Below are 22,624 nucleotides of genomic sequence, written 5' to 3'. Positions count from 1 at the left end.
TAGGTAATCCTTACTAAGGAAAGCCTAACCTACATTTGACGCCGATCTCAAGGAGACGCCATGCCGCTGGCCGCCCCGCCGCTCCCGGAGCGGATCCGCACCCTCGCCGCGACCTCCCGCGCCGGCCAGCTGGTCGTCGACGGCGTCCGCTGCCCCGTGACCGGCGCCGTCGACGGCGCGGGCCGACCCGTCCTCCTCGTCAGGCCCGGCGAGCCGCTGCACCCGCTGCGCGGCGACGCGGTGGTGTCGGTGAGCCTGACCTCCATGCGGGTGCTCGGCGGGGTCGAGCACCCGAGGGGCATCGTCGAGGTGCAGGGCTGGGCCGAGGCCGTCCCCGAGGACGAGGTGAGGGCCGCCGCGGTCGCCATCGCCGAGCACGTCGCGGACGAGGCGCTCTTCGAGGCCATCGAGGGATACGGCTCGCCGGACGCCCCGAGGCTGCTGCACCTCGACGTCGGGCAGGTGGTCTACCTGACGGGTGAGGACTCCGGCGTCCTGGACGCCGACGAGTACATGGACGCCTCGCCCGACCCGCTCGCCGAGGTGGCCGAGCGGGTGCTCGCCCACGTCAACGGCGCCCACAGGGCTCAGCTCGCCTCGGGGGTGGGACGGCTGCTCGGCCTGCCCGCCGAACCCGTGTGGCTGTGGGAGCTCGACCGCTACGGCGCGACCGTCAGGATCGGCGAGGACGACCCCGCCCTGGTGCGCTTCCCCTGGCCCGAGCCCGCCGGCACCGTCGTGGGCCTGGAGGAGTCGCTGCGCGCGATCCTGTGCACCTGCTGAGGCCCTGAGGGCGTCCGAAAAGGCAAGCCTTGATCCATTCGCGGCCCGGCTCGCCTACCATGCATGTCGTGAGCAGACCCGGCCGGCGCGAACGCGCCCTGATGACCGTCGCGGCCCTCGCCGGCACGTTGATGCTGGCCTTCTCGGCGATCCTCATCGGCGGCTCGCTGCCGTCGTCGGGGCCGTGGGGCGCTCAGGACGAGGCGGAGCCGCCCTCACCCGCCCACCAGTCCGTCCAGGGCGTCGGGGCTGCGACGCGCACCCCGCGGGCGCCCGAGCGGCCTGTCGCCCAGCCGGTGACGCCCGAACCCGACAGGAGCAGGCCTTCGCGGCCGACCAAGCTCAGGGCCGAGCGCAGCCCGCGGCCCACCCCTTCCGCGGCGGAGCCGGGCACGGCGACGCCCGAAGTCTCCGCCGCCGCCCCCTCGCCCCTTCCGAGCCTGGTGGAGGCCACGCCGCAGGCTCCCAGGCCCACGCGGACCAAGAAGCCCAAGCGGCCGAAGAGGCTAGTCCACCGCGACTCGAAGCTCAGGGAAGTCACCGACCCTCAGCTTGAGCGAGGCGGCCCCTGAGGGCAGGGCGAACAGCGTCCAGTACTCCCTCGTCTGGCCGGGGCCGAAAGTCTCGGCGCTCAGCCGCACGCCCGCGGTCTCGCTGCAGGCGCAGTAGGCGTCGGTACCGTCGTCGGTCGTCACCATGATCCGGCCGGGCAGGTACTCGCGGCGGGCGGCCACGTCGGTCAGCCGGACGTTGCTGGCGCTGCGGTACTTGTACGACATCCACTCCGAGGACCGGCTCAGCTCGTTGTAGTGGGCCTCCTGGTCACCGTTGTTGGTGACGCGGTAGGTGAGCACGGCCAGCTGGCCGGGCAGCGAGCGCAGCCCCGTCACCTCCAGCCCGAACGGCTGGCCCTCGGCGCGCGAGGTGGCCTTCGATCCCTCGGCGCCGGGAGCCGCGGTGGAGGTGGTCGTGGGCGAGGGGGCGGCGGGCTCGGGCTTGAGGAAGGTCACGGTGACCCTGCGGTTGCGGCGGCGGCCCTCGTCGCTCGCGTTGTCGTAGAGCGGCCTGCGCGAGCCGTACCCCCTGGCCTCGAAGGCGATGCCGTCACGGGTGACCAGTGACGACAGAGCCCGCTGGACGGCCTGGGCGCGGCGCCGCGACAGCGGGTCGTTGATCGCGTCGGTGCCGGAGGAGTCGGCGTGACCCTCCACCGTGACGGCGGGCCCTGTCGAGGCGTCGACGAGCTTGGCCGTACGGGCCAGCACGCTCCTGGCCTTCGGCGTCAGCGTCGCCTTGTTCACCGCGAACAGCACGTCGGAGGAGAGGCTGACGCGCAGGTCCTTGCCGTCGTCGGCGGTCTCCTCGCTCTTGTCGAGCGATTCGGAGGGCACCTGGACGGGGTGGCTGAGCGTGCTCACCTGCTGGGCCTCGGGGTCGGGCAGCGCCATGCCGGGAGCCGGCACCGGCGGCTCGTCGCTGACCGGCACGTCGAACATGGGCGCGGTCTCGGGGGTGACGATGGTGACCGTCTCGGGCTCGCCCGAGGGAGCGGGCAGCACGCCGTAGACGGTGATCGACTCCCCGGGCTCGAGGGAGTAGGGCAGGTCGTCGCGGTCCTGGTCGGAGCACAGGCACACCCCGTCCGCCGGCTTGTACGGCAGCAGCAGCCGGTGCGCGGCGCCGTCGAGCACGCCGATGCCCGAGGCCCACCTGATCTGCCCGAGCGGCCTGGTGCTGTCGCCCATCGGGCCCGTCCAGGAGATGTCCTCCTCGGTGCCGGCGTTGGACAGCCGCAGCTGCACGACCAGGTGCTTGCCGGCGACCCTGTTGACCGCGACGGGCTCCACCTTGAGCCGCGTCTTGTCCACGCCGTGGACCGCGGCGGCCAGCGCGGGCCTGTCGTCGCCGCCCGCCGAGGAGCCGGGCGAGGGCGACGAGGAGGAAGGGGCCGCGGACGAGGGCGTCACGGACGAAGGCGCGGAGGGAGGGGGCGCCTGGGACTGTTGCGCCACAGGCAGGAAGGACGTGGGGCTACATCCGGCCACCAGGATCACAAAGGCGGCGAAAGTCACGAATCTTGACCACATTCGCCAGATCCTGCCACAGGTGGTTACTGACGTGTCGACCGATTGGTGAGGGTCTCGTCCACGGCGTCCGGTGACAGCACGTGGTCCAGCACCATGACGGCGCAGCCGCTGATGCCCGCGGCCGCGCCCAGCCGGCTGGTCTCGATCCGCAGCCTGCGCGTGGCCAGCGCGGTCGAGCGCCGGTAGACGACCTCGCGGATGCTCGACACCAGCGGGCCGAACGCCTCGGCCACGTCGCCGCCGAGCACGACCACCGCGGGGTTGAGGATGTTGACCGCTCCCGCGAGGACCTCGCCGATCCTGCGGCCCGCCTCGCGCACCATCGCCATCGTCTCGGCGTCGCCGGCGCGGACCAGGGCGGTGACGTCCGGGATTGTCTTGACGTCGCGCCCGGCCGCCCGCAGATCGCGCAGCAGGGCGGTGCCGCTCGCCACCGAGTCGACGCAGTCGACGTTGCCGCACCTGCACAGCACGCCGCCGCCGTCGCGGACGGGGATGTGCCCGATCTCGCCCGCCGCGCCGAGCGCGCCGCGCAGGATCTCGCCGCCCGCGATGACGCCCGCGCCGATCCTGGTGGAGACTTTCACGAACATCAGGTCGCCGGTCTCCTCGGCGTAGACGCCGCGGTGCTCGCCGATCGCCAGGACGTTCACGTCGTTGTCGACGAAGACCGGCACGGGGAAGCGCTCGCGGATCAGCGGGGGGATCACCACACCCGTCCAGCTGGCCATCACCCTGGCCGACTCGGTGCGGCCCGCGGCGAACTCGACGGTCGCGGGCACGCCCATGCCGACGCCCTTGACGGGCACGCCGGGGCGGCCCTGCATCAGCTCGTCCCAGGTGTCCATGAGCAACGGCAGCACCACGTCGGGGCCCTGCTCGACGTCGATCACGAACTCGCGCCCCTCGAGCTCCACACCCGCCAGGTCGCACACCGCCACCCTGGTACGGCTCGCGCCCAGCGCCGCGACGAGCACGACCCCGCCCGCGGCGTTGAACTCCAGGCGCACGGGAGGCCGCCCCCCGGTGGAGGGAGCGTCGGTCCGCTCGACGACGAGACCGCGTTCGAGCAGCTCGCCGACGCGCAGCGAGACGGCGGGACGGGACAGGCCCGTCACCCTGCCGAGGTCCGCGCGCGTGACTGCCTCACCTGTGCGGATGAGGTCGAGAACCTCCCCGCTGGTGGCGAGCGTGGCTGCGGTACGTCTGGGCATCGGCCAAGTGAATCACAGACGGTTAGGTAATGAAAAGTCACGACTTTCTCATCTCAAATAGCAAAAGCCTGGTTGTGTAGAGCCGAAACTCTGGCTAGTGTCCGTTCTGTCCTTCCTTGGTAGACCATCGGAGCCTTGGCGTGTCCTCCCCCACCTCTCACACCGCCGATCTGGTCGTTTTCGGCGGCACCGGCGACCTGTCCATGCGCAAGCTGCTGCCCGCCCTCTTCCACTCCGACCTCGAGGGCCGCCTCGCCCCCGAGACGCGGATCGTCGCGATGTCGCGCGGCGGCCTCACCGACGCCGACTTCCGCGGCAAGGTGGACGCCGAGGTGCGTGCGGCCGTACCCGACGACGCGGTGGCCTGGCAGCGCTTTCTCGGCCGCCTGCACCACGTGTCGGTCGACGTGGGCGGCGAGGACAAGAGCGGCTGGTCCACCGTGGTGCGGATGCTGGCGGGCCACGAGGACAGGGACAGGGTGTTCTACCTGGCCAGCCCGCCCATGACGTTCGGCCCCTTCTGCAGGGAGCTGCAGGAGGCCGGTCTGGTGACCCCGCGCTCGCGGGTGGTGCTGGAGAAGCCGCTCGGCCGCGACCTGGTCAGCGCCCAGCGCATCAACGACGAGGTCGGCGAGATCTTCGACGAGCGGCAGATCTTCCGCATCGACCACTACCTCGGCAAGGAGACGGTGCAGAACCTGCTGGTCCTGCGCTTCGCCAACGCCTTCCTCGAGCCGATCTGGAACTCCCTCTGGATCGACCACGTGCAGATCACCGCCGCCGAGACCGTCGGCACCCCCGGCCGCCGCGGCTACTACGACCACGCGGGCGCGCTGCGCGACATGGTGCAGAACCACCTGCTGCAGCTGCTCACCCTGGTCGCGATGGAGCCGCCCGCGCGCAACGACCGCGAGTCGATCCGCGACGAGAAGGTGAAGGTGCTGCAGTCGCTGCGGCCCATCGTCGGCGGCGAGGTGGACCGCTTCACCGTGCGCGGGCAGTACACCGGCCAGGGCGACATGCCCTCCTACCTGGACGAGCCCGCCTCCACGCCGACCACCGAGGCCTCGCGCAGGGTCGAGACGTTCACCGCGATCCGCGCCGAGGTCAAGAACTGGCGCTGGGCGGGCGTGCCGTTCTACCTGCGCACCGGCAAGCGCATGCCGTACCGGCGCTCGGAGATCGTGATCCAGTTCAAGGACGTCCCGCACTCCATCTTCCCCGGCGGCACCCCCAACCGCCTGGTGCTGCGGCTGCAGCCCGAGGAGGGCATCGAGCTGCACATCATGGCCAAGGAGCCGGGAGCGGGCGAGACCATGCTCAAGCCGGTGCCCCTGTCGCTGTCGTTCGGCAAGACGTTCACCGCGCGCGTCCCCGAGGCCTACGAGCGCCTGCTGACCGACGTGCTGGCGGGCAACCCGACCCTGTTCATGCGGCGCGACGAGGTCGAGGCCGCGTGGCGGTGGATCGACCCGATCCTGGCCGCGTGGGAGTCGTCGGCCGAACTTCCCGAGCCCTACCCCGCAGGGACGACCGGTCCCGCGGGCGCGCACGAACTGCTCGGCCGCAGCGGCCGGGCCTGGCACGAAGAGGAGGCGTAAGACAGTGAGCCCGACGAACCCGATCATCCAGCAGGTGACCGAGCGGGTGGCCGAGCGCTCCCGTGCCAGCCGTACCGTTTACCTGGAGCGGATCAGGCGCGAGGGCGCGCTCGCCCGCGAGCGCGGCCCCGCCCGCGCGCACCTCGGGTGCGCGAACCTGGCGCACGGCTTCGCCGCCGCCTCCGCCGAGGACAAGCCCCTGCTGCGCGGGACGGCCAAGCCCGGCGTGGCCATCGTGACCAGCTACAACGACATGCTGAGCGCGCACCAGCCGTACGAGACCTACCCGGGTGAGCTCAAGACCGCCGTGCGCAGGGCCGGCGGCGTGGCGCAGGTCGCCGGCGGCGTGCCCGCCATGTGCGACGGCATCACGCAGGGCCGCGCCGGCATGGAGCTCTCGCTCTACAGCCGTGACGTCATCGCCATGTCGACCGCGATCGCGCTGTCGCACGACATGTTCGACGCCACGCTGATGCTCGGCGTCTGCGACAAGATCGTGCCCGGCCTGCTGGTCGGCGCGCTGCACTTCGGCCACCTTCCCGCCGTCTTCGTCCCTGCGGGGCCGATGACCTCGGGGCTGCCCAACAAGGTCAAGGCCCGCACCAGGCAGCTGTTCGCCGAGGGCAAGGTCGGCAGGGAGGAGCTGCTCGACGCCGAGTCGCAGTCCTACCACTCCCCCGGCACCTGCACCTTCTACGGCACCGCCAACTCCAACCAGGTGATGATCGAGGTCATGGGCCTGCACCTGCCGGGCTCGACCTTCGTCAACCCGCACACCGAGCTGCGTCACGCGCTGACGGAGGCGGCCGGGGCCCGCGCGGTGCAGATCACCGCGCACGGCGAGGAGTACGCTCCCGTCGGCGAGGTCGTGGACGAGAAGTCGATCGTCAACGCCTGCGTCGCGCTGCTGGCCACCGGCGGCTCCACCAACCACACCCTGCACCTGGTCGCCATCGCGGCCGCCGCGGGCATCGTGCTGACGTGGGACGACCTGGCCGAGCTGTCGAAGGTCGTGCCGTCGCTGACGAAGATGTACCCCAACGGCCAGGCGGACGTGAACCACTTCCGCGACGCGGGCGGCATGCAGGTGCTGATCGGCGACCTGCTCGACAACGGCCTGCTGCACGGCGACGTGCTGACGATCGCGGGCCGCGGCCTCGACCACTACCGCTCGGCCCCTTCGCTGAAGGAGGGGTCGCTGGTGTGGGAGGAGGTCACCTCCGGCAGCTCCGACCTCGACGTGCTGCGTCCCGTCGCCGAGCCGTTCTCCGCCGACGGCGGCATCCACATGCTGGAGGGCAACCTGGGCTGCGCGGTCAGCAAGGTCTCGGCCGTCAAGCCCGAGCACCTGGTGATCGAGGCGCCCGCCAAGGTCTTCGACGACCAGCTTCAGCTGCTTCGCGCCTTCGAGGCGGGAGAGCTGGACGGCCAGGACTTCGTCGCGGTCATCCGCTACCAGGGCCCCTCCGCCAACGGCATGCCCGAGCTGCACAAGCTCACCCCTCCGCTGGCGGTGCTGCTCGACCGCGGCCAGCGGGTGGCGATCGTGACCGACGGCAGGATGTCGGGCGCGTCCGGCAAGGTGCCCGCGGCCATCCACCTGTCGCCCGAGGCGGCCGACGGCGGCCCCATCGCGCTGGTGCGCGAGGGCGACCTCATCAGGCTCGACTCGGCGGCGGGCAGGCTGGACGTGCTGGCCGACCTGTCGGAGCGGGTCCCCGAGGGCCGCGCGCTGAGCGACGCGGAGTGGGTCGGCACGGGCCGCGAGCTGTTCTCTGCCTTCCGCAGGATGGCGGGGCACGCCGAGCACGGGGCGAGCGTCTTCGGCGTCAACGGCGCGGAGTCGCCCACCCACGGCCCCGGCCTCGGCTTCGCCGCCCCCGCGGGCTTCGCGCACTCCGAGGTCGCCGGGTGAGCGCGTTCGACCTGCCCTGGCTGGTGGCCGACATCGGGGGCACCAACGCCAGGTTCGGGCTCGTCCGCGAGCCGGGCGGGCCGCCCACCGAGGTGGCCGTGCTTGCCGGAGCCGACCATGCCACGCTTCCCGACGCCGTAGCCGCCTATCTCGCAGACCATGCGGGCGGAGTGCGGCCGGGAGCGGCGTGCCTGGCGGTCGCAGGGCCGATCGACGGCGACGTCTACCGGCTGACCAACCTGCCGTGGACGGGGTCGGTGCGCGACCTCGGCATCCCCTACGCGACGCTGCTGAACGACTTCGAGGCGCTGGCGCTGTCGCTGCCCCACCTGGACGGCGACGACCTGATCGCGCTGGGCGGCCCACCGCCCGCGCGGGGGGTCAAGGCCGTCCTCGGCCCCGGCACGGGGCTCGGGGTGGGGGCGCTGGTGCCCTCCGAGCGCGGCTGGGTCCCCGTTCCCGGCGAGGGGGGCCACGTCACCGTGCCCGTCCTCGACGACAGGGAGCTGGAGGTGGTCCGCGTCCTGCGGGCGGGCGGCATGGCGCACGTGGTGGCCGAGGACCTGCTCTCCGGGCCAGGGCTGACGCGCCTGCACGGCGCCCTCGCGGTGGTGAACGGCGTCTCCGCGCCCAGGCTGACGGCCTCCGACATCGTCGCCAGGCTCGACGACTCGCTGTGCGCGCAGACGGTCGAGGTGTTCTGCGGGATGCTCGGCAGCTTCGCCGGCAACGTGGCGCTGACCCTCGGCGCCAGAGGCGGGGTCTACCTCGGCGGCGGCGTGCTGCCCCGTATCGTGGACCGGGTCCGCGCCAGCGACTTCCGCCGCCGGTTCGAGGCCACGCCCCACCTGGTCGACTACCTGTCGGCCATCGCGACCACCCTGATCGTCGCGCCCCAGCCGGCGCTCACCGGAGCGGCCGCGTGGCTGGCGCAGCAATCGTTGAAGGAGCTCGTCCCATGAGTCTGCTCGACCTCGCCCCCGTGGTGCCCGTCGTCGTCGTCGACGACGTGGAGACCGCCGTGCCGATGGCGCGCGCGCTGGTGGAAGGTGGCCTGCCGGTCATCGAGGTCACGTTGCGCACGGCCGGCGCGCTGGAGGCGATCTCCCGCATCGCCGCCGAGGTGCCCGACGCGGTGATCGGTGCAGGCACGATCCGGACTTCCGCCGATATTTCGGCATCTGTGGAGGCTGGGGCGAAGTTCCTGGTCTCCCCCGGGACGACGCCGTCGCTGGTGGACGCCCTGCTGGCAAGCGGGGTGCCCTTCCTGCCCGGCGCCGCGACCGCGTCGGAGGTCATGGCCCTGGCCGAACGGGGCATCGGCGAGCTGAAGTTCTTCCCCGCCGAGGCCGCGGGCGGCCTGCCGTACCTCAAGTCGCTGGCGGGGCCGCTGCCGGACGTCAGGTTCTGCCCGACGGGCGGCATCAGGCTCGAGACCGCGCGTGACTACCTCGCTCTGCCGAACGTCGGCTGCGTGGGCGGCACCTGGCTCACCCCCGCCGACGCGCTGGCGACCGGTGACTGGGAGCGCGTGAGAAAGCTCGCCGCGGAGGCGGCCGCGCTCCGCTGAGAACGGCGCCAGGCCGAGAACGACCACCCGAGCCGAGAACGGTGCCGGGCAGAGAACAGTGCCGGGCAGAGAACAGTGCCGGGCAGAGAACGACGCCAGGCAGAGAACGACGCCCGGCCTGGGACGGCGCCGGACCGAGAGCGACCCGGATGAGACTCGTCGGCGGGACGACCTCCCTCGCCCGCCGCCGGCCATGAGCGCGCCGTGACCCGGCGCGGCGCTCGTGGAGCAGGCCCGTGGCGCGCACCCCGCGCCCCGGGCCTTTCCGCTGTCCTCGCGCAGCGGCTGGGACCGCTGGGACGCAGCTCGCGGCGGTATCATCGCGGGATGGGCGCACCGAGGGAAGTGATCTTTGCCATCCGCCTCGGCCGCTTCCACGCGAGCCTTCCCCACGCGCTCTCCCACCCCTTCACGGGCTCCCCCGCCGTGCCTGGCCACGGCTGCGCCACCCCTCTCCGGCGGCGTGCCGCCCCGGGCGAAGGCGCCATACGCCGACTTGACGCGGAGCACGAGAGGATTCGAATTGACTGTTGGGCATGAGATCAGGAAGCTGAGCTGCCCCATCAGCGATGATGGAAGCATCAACCATGGCGACGAAGCGCCTTCCGGGGGGACGAGGTGGACGTGATCGGTGAAGACGCGCAGCAACGCGCCGAGGACGGCAAGAGCGACAAGAAGAAGGGCTCCTCGTGGAAGGAGCTGCCGATCCTCATCGTCGTGGCTCTCGGCCTCGCCCTGCTGATCAAGACGTTCATCGTTCAGCCGTTCTACATCCCGTCGGAGTCGATGGAGAACACCCTGCTCATCAACGACAGGGTGCTGGTGAACAAGCTCGTCTACCACACGCGTGACATCGAGCGCGGCGACGTCATCGTCTTCAACGGTGAAGACTCGTGGGATCCCGAGGTCGTCACCGAGGAGCCGACCAACCCGGTCACAGGGGCGCTGCGCTGGGTGGGCGAGCTGTTCGGGCTCGTGCCGGGCGAGAAGGACTACATCAAGCGGGTCATCGGCGTGCCGGGCGACACCGTCAAGTGCTGCGACTCCAAGGGCAGGGTCACGGTCAACGGCGTGCCGCTGGACGAGACGAGTTACCTCTTCCCCGGCGACGAGCCCTCCGACCGGCCCTTCGAGGTGAAGGTGCCCGCGGGAAGGCTGTGGGTCATGGGCGACCACCGCTCGGTCTCCTACGACTCCCGCGGCCACACGGGCGACCCTGGCGGCGGCACGATCGCGGTCGACAACGTGCTCGGCAGGGCCTTCGTGATCATGTGGCCGGTCTCGCGCTGGACCTCCCTCGACATCCCCTCGACCTTCGATCAGCCGGGTCTGAAGAAGTGAGCGCGGGTCAAGGACCCAGATAGGCCAGAACGGCGGCGACGCGGCGATGGACGTCGCCGCTGTTCTCCAGGCCGAGTTTGGTGAAGATGGCGTTGACGTTCTTCTCCACCGACGACACCGACAGGTGCAGCGCCCGCGCGATCCCGCCGTTCGACCTTCCTCTGGCCATCTCGCGCAGCACGTCGCGCTCGCGCGGCGTCAGCTCCTCCTGCTCGGCCCGCACCGCCCGCCTGGCCAGCAGCCCCTCCACCACCTTGGGGTCGATCACCGAGCCGCCCGAGGCGACCGCCCTGATCGCGCCGAGCAGCTCCTCCAGGTCGCCCACTCTGTCCTTGAGCAGGTAGGCGAAGCCCTCGGTGCCGTGCTTGAACAGCTCGAAGGCGAACAGCGCGTCGGAGTACTGCGAGAGCACCACCACGCCGATCCCCGGATGCTCGGCGTGCACGCGGTGGGCGGCGTCGATGCCCTCGAAGCCCGCCCTCCACGCGCCTCCCGGCATCCTGATGTCGGTGACGACGACGTCGGGCGCGAGCCTGCGCACCGCGTCGAGCAGTTCGTCGGCGTCGCCGACCGCGCCCACGACGCTGACCTCGCCCGACAGCTCGAGCAGCCGCCGTGTCCCCTCCCGCACCAGGTAGTGGTCGTCGGCCACCACCGTGCGCAGCCGCTCACCCATCGACAGGCACCCAGGCCGTCATCTGTGTTCCCTTCCCCGAGGCGGCTCGCATCTCCAGCCCTCCGCCGAGGGCGTCGAGGCGGTCGGCGAGCGTGGCCAGGCCGCGTCTTTCGGTCGTGGCGGGGTCGAACCCCCTGCCGTCGTCGACGACGCGGGCGCGCAGGCGGCCGTCCTCGCGGTCGAGCCGCACCTCTATCCTCGTCGCCGCTGCGTGCTTGAGCGCGTTGGCGACGGCCTCGCTCACGGTGAAGTACATCGCGCCCTCCACCTCGTCGGAGAAGCGGGTGGCGCGCAGGCCCTCGCCCGCGCGCACCTTGGTGGGCACCGGCAGCCTCGCGCAGCGCTCCTCGACCGCCTCGACCAGGCCGCCCTGCCCGAGCGCGGAGGGGTGGATGCCGGCGGCGAGCTCGCGCAGGTCCGTCAGGGTCTGGCGGGCCTGCTCGCGCAGCTCGGCGAGCAGGTCGGCGCCGCCACCCGTGGCCCTGGCCAGCTCTAGCCCCGCGATCAGGGCGACGAGCTGCTGCTGCACGCCGTCGTGGATGTTGCGCTCGATGCGCCGCCGCTCGGCCTCCTGCGCGTTGACCAGCCGTACGGCCAGCCCTTCGCTCTGGATGGCCAGCCCCGCGGGTACGGCCAGCGCCTCCAGGAAGCGGCGGTCGTCGGCGGTCAGCCTGCCGTGCTGCCTCGGGCCGCACTCCAGCTGGCCGAGCCCGCCCCTGACCGGCACGACGAGCGCAGGGGGGCCCACCTCGACCCCGGCCACGACACGGGTGCCGTCGGCCAGCCGTACGGCCGCCCAGGTGGTCTCCAGCGCCGAGCGCACGCTCGCCGCCAGCCTGCCGATCAGCGCCGCGGGCTCGGGGCGCTCCTCCATGGCCGAACCCAGGCTGGAGAGCACGTCACCCACGGAGGGCCGCACGTCGAAGACGAACAGCAGCCTGGAGCCGCGGATCCCGATCCTGATGTCGAGCAGCCGGTGCCTGACGATCGCCACGCCGACCGCGGCGGGCAGCGATCCGAGCGTGCCGGTCACCCCGACCAGTCCCCATCCGGCATCGCCGCCCATGAGGAAGACGATGAGCGCGACGAAGGACAGGATGTTGGCGGTCGCGCCCGCGACCATCCACGCGTACTGCCCGCGCTCGGTGACCGCGCTGCGCCGCCAGCGTACGACCAGTCCCACCAGCACGATGACGGCCATGACCCACGACAGGGCCTGCCCGAGCGCGCCCACGGCGGCCGCCGTCATGGACACCGGCGGGGTCTGCGGTCCCGAGACGGGCCACGCCGCCGCGACACCGAGCGCGTGGGCGCCGATCGTGCCCGCCGAGATCCACGCGACGGGCCGCCACCTTCTGGAGGGCAGCCGGCCCTCGGGGAACAGCAGCGGCACGAAGATCGAGTTCAGCCCGAAGTACACGGCGAACAGCCCCGTGAGCCAGCCTGGCACGCCCGCGGGTGTGCCGGCCGCGAGCGCGATGCCGGCCCCGAGTGAGCCGAGGCCCAGAAACACCGCGGTGGCCAGCAGCAGCCAGCCGTAGGGGCTGAAGGGCCGCCTGACGGCCAGCAACCAGCCGAGTGCGGGGGTGACGAGGCCGAGCAGGATGAAGGCGAGCTGAGAGGGAGGCGGGGGCAGCCCCGACTCCAGCAGCGCGCCGGTGGTCAGGCTCACGGCGGCCAGCGCCACGAGGAGCCCGGCCGTCAACCTCGAACCCATGGGCACCCATCGTCGTGTGAAAGCCGGGCGGCGTCTATGAGGTTAACCGCACACTTGACGATGCGGCTGGCATGGTGGGCGCGCGCGGCCCCGTTCGCTTGCATGGAAGCCATGAGATCCGTCGCCATCACCGTGACCGCCTCCTCGCTGCTGCTGACGGCGTGCGCCGCCGCGCCCTCGGCCCTGGCCTCCGCGACGCCGTCCACCGCGCCCGTCTCGGCATCCGCCGTGGCGCGCGGCGTCCCCATCCCCGACACCCCGGCAGGCAGGCAGCTGAGCTGGCTGATGTCCGCCGTTCCTGACGCGCCGATCCCCGAGCAGCAGCTCACCGAGCACTTCTCCGCGCTCATGCTCTCCGCCGTGCCGCCTGCCGAGCTCAACGCGGTCCTGGTCGGCACCAAGGACCTGCGCCTGATCAAGATCCTCTACGCGGTGGACACCGCGATCACCGCCGAGGTGACGACGGGCGGCAGGACGCTCTGGATGGAGCTGACGGTCGACGCGGAGGGGAAGATCTCCGGGCTGCGGATGACGCCTCCCGTCACGCCCAAGCCCACCCCCACGACCTGGAAGGAGATCGACGAGCGGATCCGCAAGGCGGCGCCGAGAGTGGGCTTCCTGGCCGCCGAGATCACCCGTGACGGGCGCTGCGTGCCCGTGCGCTCGCTCGCCCCCCGCACTCCCAGGCCGCTCGGCTCGATGTTCAAGCTCTACGTCCTCGCGGCGGTCGCCAAGAAGATCCCCAACTGGGACACCAAGCTGACGATCAAGCCTTCGCTCAAGAGCCTGCCGAGCGGCGAGCTGCAGGACAGGCCCGACAACAGCAAGGTGTCGGTGCGGGAGGCGGCCAAGCTGATGATCGGCATCAGCGACAACACCGCCACCGACCTGCTGATGCACAAGGTGGGCAGGAAGACGGTCGAGGCCTACCAGTCGCGCAACGCTCCTCTCCTCACCACGCGGGAGCTGTTCGCGCTCAAGGGGGCGGCCTATCCCGAGCACGCCAAGCGTTACCTGTCGCTCGGTGAGAAGCAGCGGAGGGCCTACCTGGACAGGGTGGTCGCCAAGATCCCGCTCAGCGAGATCAAGCCGTGGGTCTCACCCCGGGAGCTGGACACCATCGAGTGGTTCGGCACCCCCGGCGAGGTGTGCGCGGCGCACGCCAGGCTGCGCGTGCTCGGCGACAGGCGCGTGGGCGAGGTCATGTCCCAGAGCGACGCGGGGCTCGGCCTCGACGCGAAGAAGTGGCGTCCGGCCTGGTTCAAGGGCGGCTCCGAGGCGGGCGTGCTGGCACTCGGCCACTCGGCCACGACGAAGGACGGACGCACCTTCTTCGTCACCACGATGGCCTCCGACACCAAGGCGCGGCTGGACGAGGGCAACGTGGCCACCGAGGCGCTCGCGCTGGCCAAGGGCGCCTTCGAGCTGATGGCCAAGGGCTGAGAGCCTCATCGCGAGGTCTTCGCCACCGACCTCACCGGGCGGCAGGTCGGCGCCCTCAGCGTGGGCGGCGGGCAGGCCGAGGGGATGGCCGGCGAGGGTGACGACATGGTCGCGCAGGCCGCCGAGGCAGTGCCCGGCGGCGCTCACGCGGACTCTCTGATCACCAGTTCCGTCGGCAGTATCACCGGCTCGACGCCCGCCGCGCCGTCGATCAGCGCCAGCAGCAGGCTGACCGTCTCCTCGGCCACCCTGGCCAGCGGCTGGCGGATGGTGGTGAGGGGCGGGTGGGTGGAGACGGCGACGGAGGAGTCGTCGAAACCGCCGACAGCGACGTCGTCGGGGACGCGCCGCCCCGCCGCCCGCAGGGCCGCAAGGGCTCCGGCCGCCATCAGGTCGGAGGCGACGAAGACGGCGTCGAGATCGGGAGAGCGTTCCAGCAACTCGGTCATCGCCCGCTCGCCGCTGGCGCGCGACCAGTCGCCGTGGGCGATGAGCTTCTTGGAGGCCTTGCGGCCGAGCACGTCGGCGAAGCCCTCGAGGCGCTGCGTGCCGCCCGGCGTGTCCATGGGGCCGGTGATCATGGCGATGCGCCTGCGGCCCTGCTCGACGAGGTAGGAGGTCATCTGGCGGGCGCCGAGGCGCTCGTCGGCGGCGGCGTAGGGGATGACGTTCTCCTTGCCGATGACCGCGCCCTGCGCCACGACGGGAACGTCGGAGCCGAGGGCGTCGGCAAGGGGGTCGCCGGCGTGGGTCGAGACGAGGAACACGCCGTCGGCGTGGCCGCCCCTGATGTAGCGGATGACCCGCTGCCTGTCGCCGTCGTCGCCCGCCATCATCATGACGAGCGAGACGTCGCGTTCGGCCAGGCGGCGCACCGCCGTACTGATGAGGACGCTGTAGTTGGGGTCCTCGAACAGCTTCTCGTGCGGGTCGGACAGCACCATGACCACCGAGCCCGTCTTCTGTGTGACCAGGCTGCGCGCGGCGCGGTTGACGACGTAGCCGGTCTCGGCGATCGCCCTCTCGGTGGCCGCGCGGGCCGCCGCGCTGACGTACTTGTCGCCGTTCAGCACGCGTGACACCGTGCCGCGGGAGACACCCGCGGCGGCGGCGACGTCGTGGATGGTGGGACGTTTCACTTGACGGCTCCGGAGGACAGGTCGGTCCTCCAGTATCGCTGCATCGTCAGGAACAGCGCGATCAAGGGGATGATCGACAGCAGCGCGCCGGTCAGGATCAGGTTGTAGAGGGTGGGCTGGTTGGCGCCTGCGGCGAGCATGGTGTAGAGCCCGACGGTGAGCGGGAACTTGCCGTCGTCGCCGAGCATGATGAACGGCAGCAGGAAGTTGTTCCAGATCGCCACGAACTGGAACAGGAAGATCGTCACCATGCCGGGCACCATCAGCGGGATGGCCACCCTGGTCATCAGCCGCCACTCCCCCGCTCCGTCGAGTCTGCCGGCCTCCAGCAGCGAGTCGGGGATGGCCGCGGTCGCGTAGATGCGCGCCAGGTAGATGCTGTAGGGGTGCAGGATCTGGGGCAGCAGCACCGCCCAGTAGGTGTCGGCCATGCCGATCTGGGAGAAGAGCAGGTACTGCGGGATCGCCAGCACGACGGCGGGGACCAGGATGCCGCCGATGAGCAGGTTGAAGATCGCGTCGCGGCCGGGGAAGCGGTACTTGGCCAGGGCGAAGCCGGAGACCGCGCTGACCGCGGTCGACAGCAGCGCGCCGCCGCCCGCGTAGAGCAGGGTGTTGGCCAGCCACAGCCAGAACACCCCGTCGCGGTAGGCGAAGAGCTCCTCGATGTTGGACAGCAGCCCGGTGCCCGGCATCAGGGTGGAGGTGGTGAACAGCTCCGCGGGCGACTTGGTGGCCGCCACCAGGACCCAGCTCACCGGGAACAGGCAGTAGATCGCGCCCAGGAGCAGCAGCCCCGTCGGCGCCAGGCGCCTGGTCATGACTCCTCCCCGAAGGCGCGCCCGCGCACCACGCGCAGGAAGCCGAACGACAGCACGAGCGAGACGGCCGCGATGACGATCGAGGTGGCGGCGGCCGAGTAGAGGTCGCCGGTGACGAACGCGTCGCGGTAGACCTTCATGAGCGGGCTCCAGGTCGAGCTGATCGTGTTGGTGAGCGGCCGCAGCGTGGTCGGCTCGGTGAAGACCTGGATGGTCGCGATGACCGAGAAGACCGTGGTCAGGATGATCGCGGGCACCAGGATCGGAATCTTGACCCTGAGCGCGATCTGCGTCTCGGTGGCTCCGTCGATCCTGGCGGCCTCGTACAGCTCGCGGGGGATGGCCCGCAGGTTGGTGTAGAGCACGAGCATGTTGAAGCCGACGCCGCCCCACACCGCCACGTTCGCCATGGAGTAGGTGATCGTGGTCGCGCCGAGGAAGTCCACGTCGAGCAGGGCGCGCAGGGGGCTGAGCGAGGGCAGGTAGAGGAAGCCCCAGAGCAGGGTGGCCGCCACTCCGGGAACCGCGTAGGGCAGGAAGATCGCGATGCGCGAGAACCTGGCCAGCCGTACGTGGGCGGAGTCGAGCAGGAGCGCGAACAGCAGGGCCAGGCCGAGCATCACGACCAGCACGAGCGCGCCGTACCCCAGCACGCGCAGCCATCCTGCCCACAGCTCGCCGTCGGTGGCGGCGGCGGCCAGGTTGTCCAGGCCCACGAAGATCTCCTGGCGCGAGCCCTTGCCCAGCCCGAGCCCCGAGACCTTCACCCTGCGCATGGACAGGTAGAAGGTGTAGCAGACGGGCAGCGCGAGGAAGAGCGTGAACAGGACGATCGCGGGGGTCAGGAAGAGGTACGGCGCGGCCTTGACGCGTCGGTTCATGGCGCGATCTGGAAACCGGACTTGCGCATGTCGGCGACGGTCGCCTCCTGCATGGCGCGCACGGCGTCGGAGAAGGACGACTTGGCCTGCACGGCCTTGTCGAAGGAGTCCTTGAAGGCGTTGTAGGTGACGCCGACGTTCGGGCCGAAGGTGAAGCCCCTGGCGCCGGCGGCGACCCCGGCGGCCTGCTGCCAGAAGTCCGGCTGGGTGGAGAAGTAGTCGGGCGCCTCGGTCAGCGCGCTCTGTCCCTTGGTGGCGGCGGGGTAGATCGCCGCCTCCTTGACCAGCAGGTCGACGGCCTTGGCGTCGGTGTTGAGCCAGGTGGCGAACTTCGCGGCGGCGGCCTGGTGCTTCGACTTGGCCGCGACGGCGACCGACGAGCCGCCCCAGAAGCCGCTGAAGTTCTCCCCCGCCTTCCACTGCGGCAGCGGCGCGGCGGCCCACTTGCCCTTGCCCTTGGGGGCGTTGCTCGACAGCACGCCGGGCGCCCAGATCGCCGAAGGCCAGGTGAGCAGCCTGCCGTCGTTGAGCGCCTTGTTCCATTCGGGGGTGAAGTACGGCATGCCGTCGATGACGCCCTCCTTGACCAGGCCGCCCCAGAAGTCGGCGACCCTGGTGGTGGGCTCGTCGGCGACGTTCACCTTCCACGACTCGCCGTCGATGGCCCACCACTGGGCGCCCGCCTGCTGGGCCAGGCCGGTGAAGGCGCCGGGGTCCTTGCTGGAGAAGGTGCCGAGGAAGACCTTCGAGTCCTGCTCGTGCACCTTGCGCGCGGCCTCGGCGTACTCCTGCCAGGTCTTCGGCACGGCGATGCCGTACTTGTCGAACAGGTCCTTGCGGTAGAAGAGCATCATCGGGCCGCTGTCCTGCGGGATGGCGTAGACGGTGTCGGTGCCGAGCGTGACCTGACCCCACACGCCCTCGGAGAACTCGGCCTTGACCGGGGCCGCGGCGGCCGTGAGATCGGCGACCGCGTCGGCGGCGATGAACGAGGGCAGGTGCTGGTACTCGGCCTGCACGAGGTCCGGCGAGTTGCCCGCCTTGGCCGCGGTGAGGAACTTGGCCGCCGCGTCGTCGCCGCCCGCCTGCTTGCTGACGGTGACCTGGATGTCCGGGTGTTCCTGGTTCCAGACCGCGACGATCTTGTCCATGTTGGGAGCCCAGGTCCAGTAGGTGAGCTTCACCGGACCCTGGGGAGCCGCCTGGGTCGCCTCAGGGGCCGGGGCGGCTCCCTCCGACGCGCAGCCCGCCGCCGCCAGCGTGACCACGAGAGCGACCACGCCCAGGAGTTTTGTACGCATTTGTCCTCCGAGCACCGAGATGAGAACTCTAAGCTGTCGGCAGCGTGCCGCAGACTCTGTGAACGTGCACAGACTGATTGCCGCAGAGATGACCCGTCAAGTGCCCGTTACGTTCTCGTTAAGGTCCAGGTGGGTTCCCTGCACGGCGAATGTGCCGCTACTGTGCACGTTCACAGAACGATTGGGGATGTTGATGCGTGACGGGATCGCGTTCGGGGGCGACTACAACCCGGAGCAGTGGCCGCGGGAGGTGCAGGAGGAGGACATCGTCCTCATGCGCGAGGCGGGGGTGAACCTGGTCAGCCTCGGCATGTTCTCCTGGGTGCTGATGGAGCCGGCCGAGGGCCGCTTCGAGTTCGGCTGGCTGGACGAGATCGTCGACCGGCTGCACGCCGCGGGGATCGCGGTGAACCTGGCGACGCCGACGGCGGTCCCTCCGGCGTGGTTCGTCAGGAAGCATCCGGACGCGTTGCCGGTGAACCGTGAGGGCAGGCGCATAGGGTTCGGCGGGCGGCAGAGCGCGTGCTCCAGCTCCCCCGACTTCCTGGCCGCCACCTCCAGGCTGGTCACCGCGCTCGCGGGCCACTACAAGGACCATCCCGCGGTGGTGATGTGGCACGTGCACAACGAGTACGGCGCGCCGCTGGGCGAGTGCTACTGCGATCACAGCGTGCGGGCCTGGCGCGAGTGGCTTCGCCGTACATATCAGGATTTGTCGGCTTTGAACGACGCCTGGGGCTCGACGTTCTGGGGTCAGCGGTACAGCGACTGGGAGGAGATCGACGCTCCCAGGGCCAACCACACCGCGGTCAACCCCGCCCAGCGCCTCGACTACGCGCGTTTCAGCGACCAGCAGCACCGCGCGCACTACGCGCTGCAGCGCGACCTCATCCGGCAGGTGTCGGACCTGCCGGTGACGACGAACTTCGCCGGCACCGTCAACTGCAAGTCCACCGACCTGTGGCAGTGGGCGCGCGAGGTCGACGTCGTCGCCAACGACCACTACCTGTCGGCGGAGAAGCCCGACAACCACATCGAGCTGGCCATGTCGGCCGACCTGGCGAGGTCGGTGGCCGGCGGCAGGCCGTGGCTGCTGATGGAGCACTCCACCGCGGCGGTCAACTGGCAGCCGCGCAACATCGCCAAGCGCCCAGGCGAGATGCGGCGCAACAGCCTCGCGCACGTGGCCCGCGGCTCGGACAGCGTGATGTTCTTCCAGATCAGGGCCTCGCGGTTCGGCGCGGAGAAGTTCCACTCGGGGCTGATCCCGCACGCGGGCACCGACTCCCGCCAGTGGCGCGACGTGGTCGCCCTGGGCGCCGAGGTCGAGGCGCTCGCCGAGGTCGCCGGCAGTACGGTCGCCGCCGAGGTGGCCGTCGTGTGGGACTGGGAGTCGTGGTGGGCGCTCGAGCTCGACTGGCGGCCCTCTGTCGACGTGGCCTTCCGCGAGCGGGTCGACGCCTTCTACGAGGCGCTGTGGCGCGAGCACGTCACCGTGGACTTCGTCCATCCCTCCGCCGACCTGTCGGCCTACAGGCTCGTGGTGGCGCCGAGCTCCTACCTGGTGACCGAGGCGTCGGCCAAGAACCTGCACCGCTACGTCGAGTCGGGCGGCCACCTGCTGACCTCGTTCTTCTCCGGCATCGTGGACGCCCACGACACCATCCACCCCGGCGCCTTCCCCGGCGCGCTGCGCGAGGTCCTCGGCCTGTCGGTGGAGGAGTTCCACCCGCTGCGCGAGGACGAGCGCGTGGGCCTGTCGGGCGGCCTGTCCGGCAGGATCTGGTCGGAGCGGGTCAGGCCGGCGGGCGCGCGGGCTCTTCGCTCCTTCGCCGAAGGCCCCGACGCGGGCCACCCCGCCTTCACCCGCCACGACCTCGGCGCGGGCAGCGCCTGGTACCTGGCCACCGCGCCGGTCACCGGCCTGCGCGGACTGCTGGCCGAGGTCCTCGACCACGCCGGCGTCACCCGTCCCCGTGACCTGCCCGACGAGCTCGAGCTGGTACGGCGAGGCTGCCACGTCTTCCTCATCAACCACGGCGACACCCCCGTCACCGTTCCGGGCGTGAGCGGGGTGAACCTGCTCGACGGCGGCGTCCACGACGGCTCCTGCACCGTGCCCGCAGGGGCGGTCGCGGTCGTCCGAGAGGCCTGAGACACCCTCACACCGCCAGGAGGCCCCGTGAAACGAGCCATGGCCGCCTTCCTCCGTGTCGCGGCGTTACTCACCGCTCCTCCCGCCCACGCGGAAGGCGGACCGCTGACCGTTCAGCCCGTCTCCCGTCCCGCGCGGGAGACGGGCCACCCGCGGGCCGTTCCTCGGTTAGAGTTCCGGGTGAATACGGTCATCCGGGCGGAGGACGGTCGGTTGGGACGGCGGGATCACGAAGGCGAGGGGGCAGCGACGGTGGGATCGCCGCTGACCTCTGACGACCCCGCCGCGATCGGGCCCTATCGGCTCGAGAGCCGCCTGGGCTCGGGCGGCATGGGCACGGTCTACCTCGCGACGGCCCCCGACGGGGCCAAGGTCGCGGTGAAGGCGATCAGGCGCGACTTCGCCGCCGACCCCGTCTACCGGGCGCGCTTTCACGAAGAGGTGTCCAACGCCAGGCGGGTGGCCTCCTTCTGCACCGCCCGCGTGCTCGACCACGGCGACGACGGCGGCATGCTCTACCTGGTCACCGAGTACATCGACGGCGTCTCGCTCGAGGACCACCTCATCGAGCACGGCGCGCTGCAGCCCTCGGTGCTGCACTCGGCCGCCGTGGGCGTGGCCGCGGCGCTCACCGCGATCCACGCCGCCGGCCTGGTCCACCGCGACCTCAAGCCGGCCAACGTGATGCTCACGCTCGCAGGGCCCAGGGTGATCGACTTCGGCCTGGCGCGTTCCACGCAGGTGGGCTCGCGGCACACCAACGTGGGCCTGGTGATGGGCACTCCCGGGTGGATCGCGCCCGAGCAGGTCTTCGAGGGGCGCACCAGCCCCGCCGCCGACGTGTTCGCCTGGGGCTCGCTGATCGCCTACGCGGGGCTCGGCGGCCATCCCTTCGGCTCGGGTGACGCCTACGTGATGGCGGCGCGCGCCCGGACCGCCCCTCCCGACCTGCGCGGGCTGCCCGCACCGCTGGACCGGCTGGTCGCGGCCGCCATCCACCCCGACCCCTCACGGCGTCCCCAGGCGCGCGAGCTGCTGCTGGAGCTGGTGGGCGCGCCCGACGTGGCGGGGGCCCAGCTGGCCGCCACCCGTCACCTCACCGACTCGTGGAACCCCGCCGACCTCGGTGTACGGCAGCCGCCGCCGGGGCAGGGCTGGTCGCCTCCGCCCGGCAGGCAACGGCCGCCCTCGCGGCAGGCCGCTCCCCCGCCCCCCTCGAGGCAGGCTCCTCCCCCTCCGCCCGCCGAGACGACGATCCCGCCCAGGCAGGGGCCGTTCGTGCCGCCCGCCGAGACCACCGTCCCGCCGAGGCCAGGCCCGTTCGTGCCGCCCGCCGAGATGACGATCCCGCCGACGGCCACCAGGCGGGGCCCTGTGCCGCACGGCGCGAACCCGGCCGAGACGACCGGGGGCGGGCCGATGCCCTATCACGCCACCGGTCAGGGCCCGCTGCCGCAGCGCCCGCCGTACCAGATGACCGGGCAGGGGCCGCTGCCGCCCGGGCCCGCGCGCAGGGGCGGGGTGCTGAGCGGATGCCTGGTCGCCGCCGCCGTCGTGGTGGTCCTGGTGCTGCTGCTGATCGCCGCGGTCGCGTGGATCTTCAAGCCGCCCGCCATCGGGGCCGAGGGTCCCGTGCAGGACGGCAAGCTCCGCTTCACCGTCACGGGGCACAAGTGCGCGAAGGCGGCGCAGGCCGCCAAGGTGCGCACGTGCAGGGTGTCGCTGAAGGTCAGCAACATCGGCCAGGAGGGCCGGGTGCTCTACCCTGGCCAGCAGAAGCTGCTCGACGACGACGACATGAGGCACAGCGCCGCCAAGCTGCTCGACAGGGCGGGCAAGGAGATCCAGCCGATCAGGATCGGGCCGGGCGAGTCGTTCACCGGCGGGCTGGTCTTCGAGCTGCCCAAGGAGGCCGACCCCGCAGGGGTGGAGCTGCACGACTCGGGCCTGAGCAGGGGCATCAAGGTCGTTCTCGGCTGA

18 protein-coding genes are annotated in these 22,624 nt (G+C 71.5%); 10 read left to right on the top strand and 8 right to left on the bottom strand.

The window, feature by feature from the left end; translation table 11 throughout:
• The first annotated feature begins 60 nt into the window (after positions 1-60).
• Together ABFX50_RS04545 and ABFX50_RS04540 are read left to right on the top strand one after the other, a co-directional pair.
• Complete coding sequence (locus ABFX50_RS04545) at positions 61-783, top strand: DUF2470 domain-containing protein (RefSeq protein ID WP_346143474.1); 723 nt, start codon at positions 61-63, stop codon at positions 781-783.
• Positions 784-851: 68 nt separating this feature from the next.
• Positions 852-1,355: a hypothetical protein gene (locus tag ABFX50_RS04540; protein WP_346143472.1), complete on the top strand. Its 504-nt coding sequence runs from the start codon at positions 852-854 to the stop codon at positions 1,353-1,355.
• Here the strand turns inward: ABFX50_RS04540 and ABFX50_RS04535 are convergent.
• Entirely contained in the window at positions 1,290-2,750 is a 1,461-nt protein-coding gene (locus tag ABFX50_RS04535; RefSeq protein WP_346143470.1) for an OmpA family protein, read from the bottom strand. The two genes, ABFX50_RS04540 and ABFX50_RS04535, sit on opposite strands and share 66 nt — an antisense overlap.
• A gap of 143 nt (positions 2,751-2,893) precedes the next feature.
• On the bottom strand, positions 2,894-4,084 hold the full coding sequence (locus ABFX50_RS04530; protein WP_346143468.1) for an ROK family transcriptional regulator: 1,191 nt from the start codon (positions 4,082-4,084) through the stop codon (positions 2,894-2,896).
• A gap of 140 nt (positions 4,085-4,224) precedes the next feature.
• Between ABFX50_RS04530 and zwf the strand changes: the two genes are divergently transcribed.
• The 5 genes from zwf to lepB all read left to right on the top strand — a co-directional run bounded on the left by zwf (position 4,225) and on the right by lepB (position 10,511).
• Positions 4,225-5,685 carry a glucose-6-phosphate dehydrogenase gene (gene zwf, locus ABFX50_RS04525; RefSeq protein WP_183645609.1) on the top strand — a complete coding sequence of 487 codons (1,461 nt, stop codon included), beginning with the start codon at positions 4,225-4,227 and terminating at the stop codon, positions 5,683-5,685.
• Positions 5,686-5,689: 4 nt separating this feature from the next.
• On the top strand, positions 5,690-7,600 hold the full coding sequence (gene edd / locus ABFX50_RS04520; protein ID WP_346143466.1) for a phosphogluconate dehydratase: 1,911 nt from the start codon (positions 5,690-5,692) through the stop codon (positions 7,598-7,600).
• Positions 7,597-8,562: a glucokinase gene (gene glk / locus ABFX50_RS04515; RefSeq protein ID WP_346143464.1), complete on the top strand. Its 966-nt coding sequence runs from the start codon at positions 7,597-7,599 to the stop codon at positions 8,560-8,562. Before edd ends, glk begins: the two co-directional genes overlap by 4 nt.
• Entirely contained in the window at positions 8,559-9,170 is a 612-nt protein-coding gene (eda, locus tag ABFX50_RS04510; RefSeq protein WP_346143462.1) for a bifunctional 4-hydroxy-2-oxoglutarate aldolase/2-dehydro-3-deoxy-phosphogluconate aldolase, read from the top strand. Before glk ends, eda begins: the two co-directional genes overlap by 4 nt.
• 618 nt (positions 9,171-9,788) lie before the next feature.
• Positions 9,789-10,511 (top strand): signal peptidase I, encoded by a 723-nt coding sequence (gene lepB / locus ABFX50_RS04505; protein ID WP_183645613.1) that lies wholly within the window; start codon positions 9,789-9,791, stop codon positions 10,509-10,511.
• Between the two features lie 7 nt (positions 10,512-10,518).
• Here the strand turns inward: lepB and ABFX50_RS04500 are convergent, their stop codons facing one another.
• Both ABFX50_RS04500 and ABFX50_RS04495 read right to left on the bottom strand, forming a co-directional pair.
• On the bottom strand, positions 10,519-11,187 hold the full coding sequence (locus ABFX50_RS04500) for a response regulator transcription factor (RefSeq protein ID WP_346143459.1): 669 nt from the start codon (positions 11,185-11,187) through the stop codon (positions 10,519-10,521).
• Positions 11,180-12,904: a sensor histidine kinase gene (locus ABFX50_RS04495; RefSeq protein WP_346143457.1), complete on the bottom strand. Its 1,725-nt coding sequence runs from the start codon at positions 12,902-12,904 to the stop codon at positions 11,180-11,182. The genes ABFX50_RS04500 and ABFX50_RS04495 overlap by 8 nt, the downstream gene beginning before the upstream one ends.
• Positions 12,905-13,015: 111 nt before the next feature.
• Between ABFX50_RS04495 and ABFX50_RS04490 the strand changes: the two genes are divergently transcribed.
• Complete coding sequence (locus ABFX50_RS04490; protein ID WP_346143455.1) at positions 13,016-14,347, top strand: serine hydrolase; 1,332 nt, start codon at positions 13,016-13,018, stop codon at positions 14,345-14,347.
• Positions 14,348-14,490: 143 nt separating this feature from the next.
• Here the strand turns inward: ABFX50_RS04490 and ABFX50_RS04485 are convergent, their stop codons facing one another.
• From ABFX50_RS04485 to ABFX50_RS04470, 4 genes are read right to left on the bottom strand one after another with little or no spacing between them, the layout of a single operon-like run.
• Positions 14,491-15,486: a LacI family DNA-binding transcriptional regulator gene (locus ABFX50_RS04485; RefSeq protein ID WP_346143453.1), complete on the bottom strand. Its 996-nt coding sequence runs from the start codon at positions 15,484-15,486 to the stop codon at positions 14,491-14,493.
• Positions 15,483-16,307 carry a carbohydrate ABC transporter permease gene (locus ABFX50_RS04480; RefSeq protein ID WP_346143451.1) on the bottom strand — a complete coding sequence of 275 codons (825 nt, stop codon included), beginning with the start codon at positions 16,305-16,307 and terminating at the stop codon, positions 15,483-15,485. The genes ABFX50_RS04485 and ABFX50_RS04480 overlap by 4 nt, the downstream gene beginning before the upstream one ends.
• A complete protein-coding gene (locus ABFX50_RS04475) occupies positions 16,304-17,188 on the bottom strand; it encodes a carbohydrate ABC transporter permease (RefSeq protein ID WP_346143449.1) in 885 nt (294 codons plus the stop codon). The genes ABFX50_RS04480 and ABFX50_RS04475 overlap by 4 nt, the downstream gene beginning before the upstream one ends.
• Complete coding sequence (locus ABFX50_RS04470; protein ID WP_346143447.1) at positions 17,185-18,489, bottom strand: ABC transporter substrate-binding protein; 1,305 nt, start codon at positions 18,487-18,489, stop codon at positions 17,185-17,187. The genes ABFX50_RS04475 and ABFX50_RS04470 overlap by 4 nt, the downstream gene beginning before the upstream one ends.
• 193 nt (positions 18,490-18,682) lie before the next feature.
• Here ABFX50_RS04470 and ABFX50_RS04465 point away from each other — a divergent pair, with 193 nt between their 5' ends.
• Positions 18,683-20,644 (top strand): beta-galactosidase, encoded by a 1,962-nt coding sequence (locus ABFX50_RS04465; protein ID WP_346143445.1) that lies wholly within the window; start codon positions 18,683-18,685, stop codon positions 20,642-20,644.
• Between the two features lie 252 nt (positions 20,645-20,896).
• Positions 20,897-22,624, top strand: a complete 1,728-nt coding sequence (locus tag ABFX50_RS04460; RefSeq protein ID WP_346143443.1) for a serine/threonine-protein kinase — start codon at positions 20,897-20,899, stop codon at positions 22,622-22,624.

This window comes from Nonomuraea recticatena (assembly GCF_039533245.1).
GTDB classification, from domain to species: domain Bacteria; phylum Actinomycetota; class Actinomycetes; order Streptosporangiales; family Streptosporangiaceae; genus Nonomuraea; species Nonomuraea roseola.
Note: the sequence above shows the minus strand (reverse complement) of the source record. Positions and strands in the feature narration are given on the sequence as shown.

Excerpts from the sequence above, each read along its gene's own strand:
- ABFX50_RS04530 (WP_346143468.1), bottom strand. The coding sequence starts at position 4,084 with ATGCCCAGACGTACCGCAGCCACGCTCGCCACCAGCGGGGAGGTTCTC.
- ABFX50_RS04470 (WP_346143447.1), bottom strand. The coding sequence starts at position 18,489 with ATGCGTACAAAACTCCTGGGCGTGGTCGCTCTCGTGGTCACGCTGGCG.
- ABFX50_RS04475 (WP_346143449.1), bottom strand. The coding sequence starts at position 17,188 with ATGAACCGACGCGTCAAGGCCGCGCCGTACCTCTTCCTGACCCCCGCG.
- ABFX50_RS04480 (WP_346143451.1), bottom strand. The coding sequence starts at position 16,307 with ATGACCAGGCGCCTGGCGCCGACGGGGCTGCTGCTCCTGGGCGCGATC.
- ABFX50_RS04500 (WP_346143459.1), bottom strand. The coding sequence starts at position 11,187 with ATGGGTGAGCGGCTGCGCACGGTGGTGGCCGACGACCACTACCTGGTG.
- ABFX50_RS04545 (WP_346143474.1), top strand. The coding sequence starts at position 61 with ATGCCGCTGGCCGCCCCGCCGCTCCCGGAGCGGATCCGCACCCTCGCC.
- ABFX50_RS04495 (WP_346143457.1), bottom strand. The coding sequence starts at position 12,904 with ATGGGTTCGAGGTTGACGGCCGGGCTCCTCGTGGCGCTGGCCGCCGTG.
- ABFX50_RS04465 (WP_346143445.1), top strand. The coding sequence starts at position 18,683 with ATGCGTGACGGGATCGCGTTCGGGGGCGACTACAACCCGGAGCAGTGG.
- ABFX50_RS04490 (WP_346143455.1), top strand. The coding sequence starts at position 13,016 with ATGAGATCCGTCGCCATCACCGTGACCGCCTCCTCGCTGCTGCTGACG.
- eda (WP_346143462.1), top strand. The coding sequence starts at position 8,559 with ATGAGTCTGCTCGACCTCGCCCCCGTGGTGCCCGTCGTCGTCGTCGAC.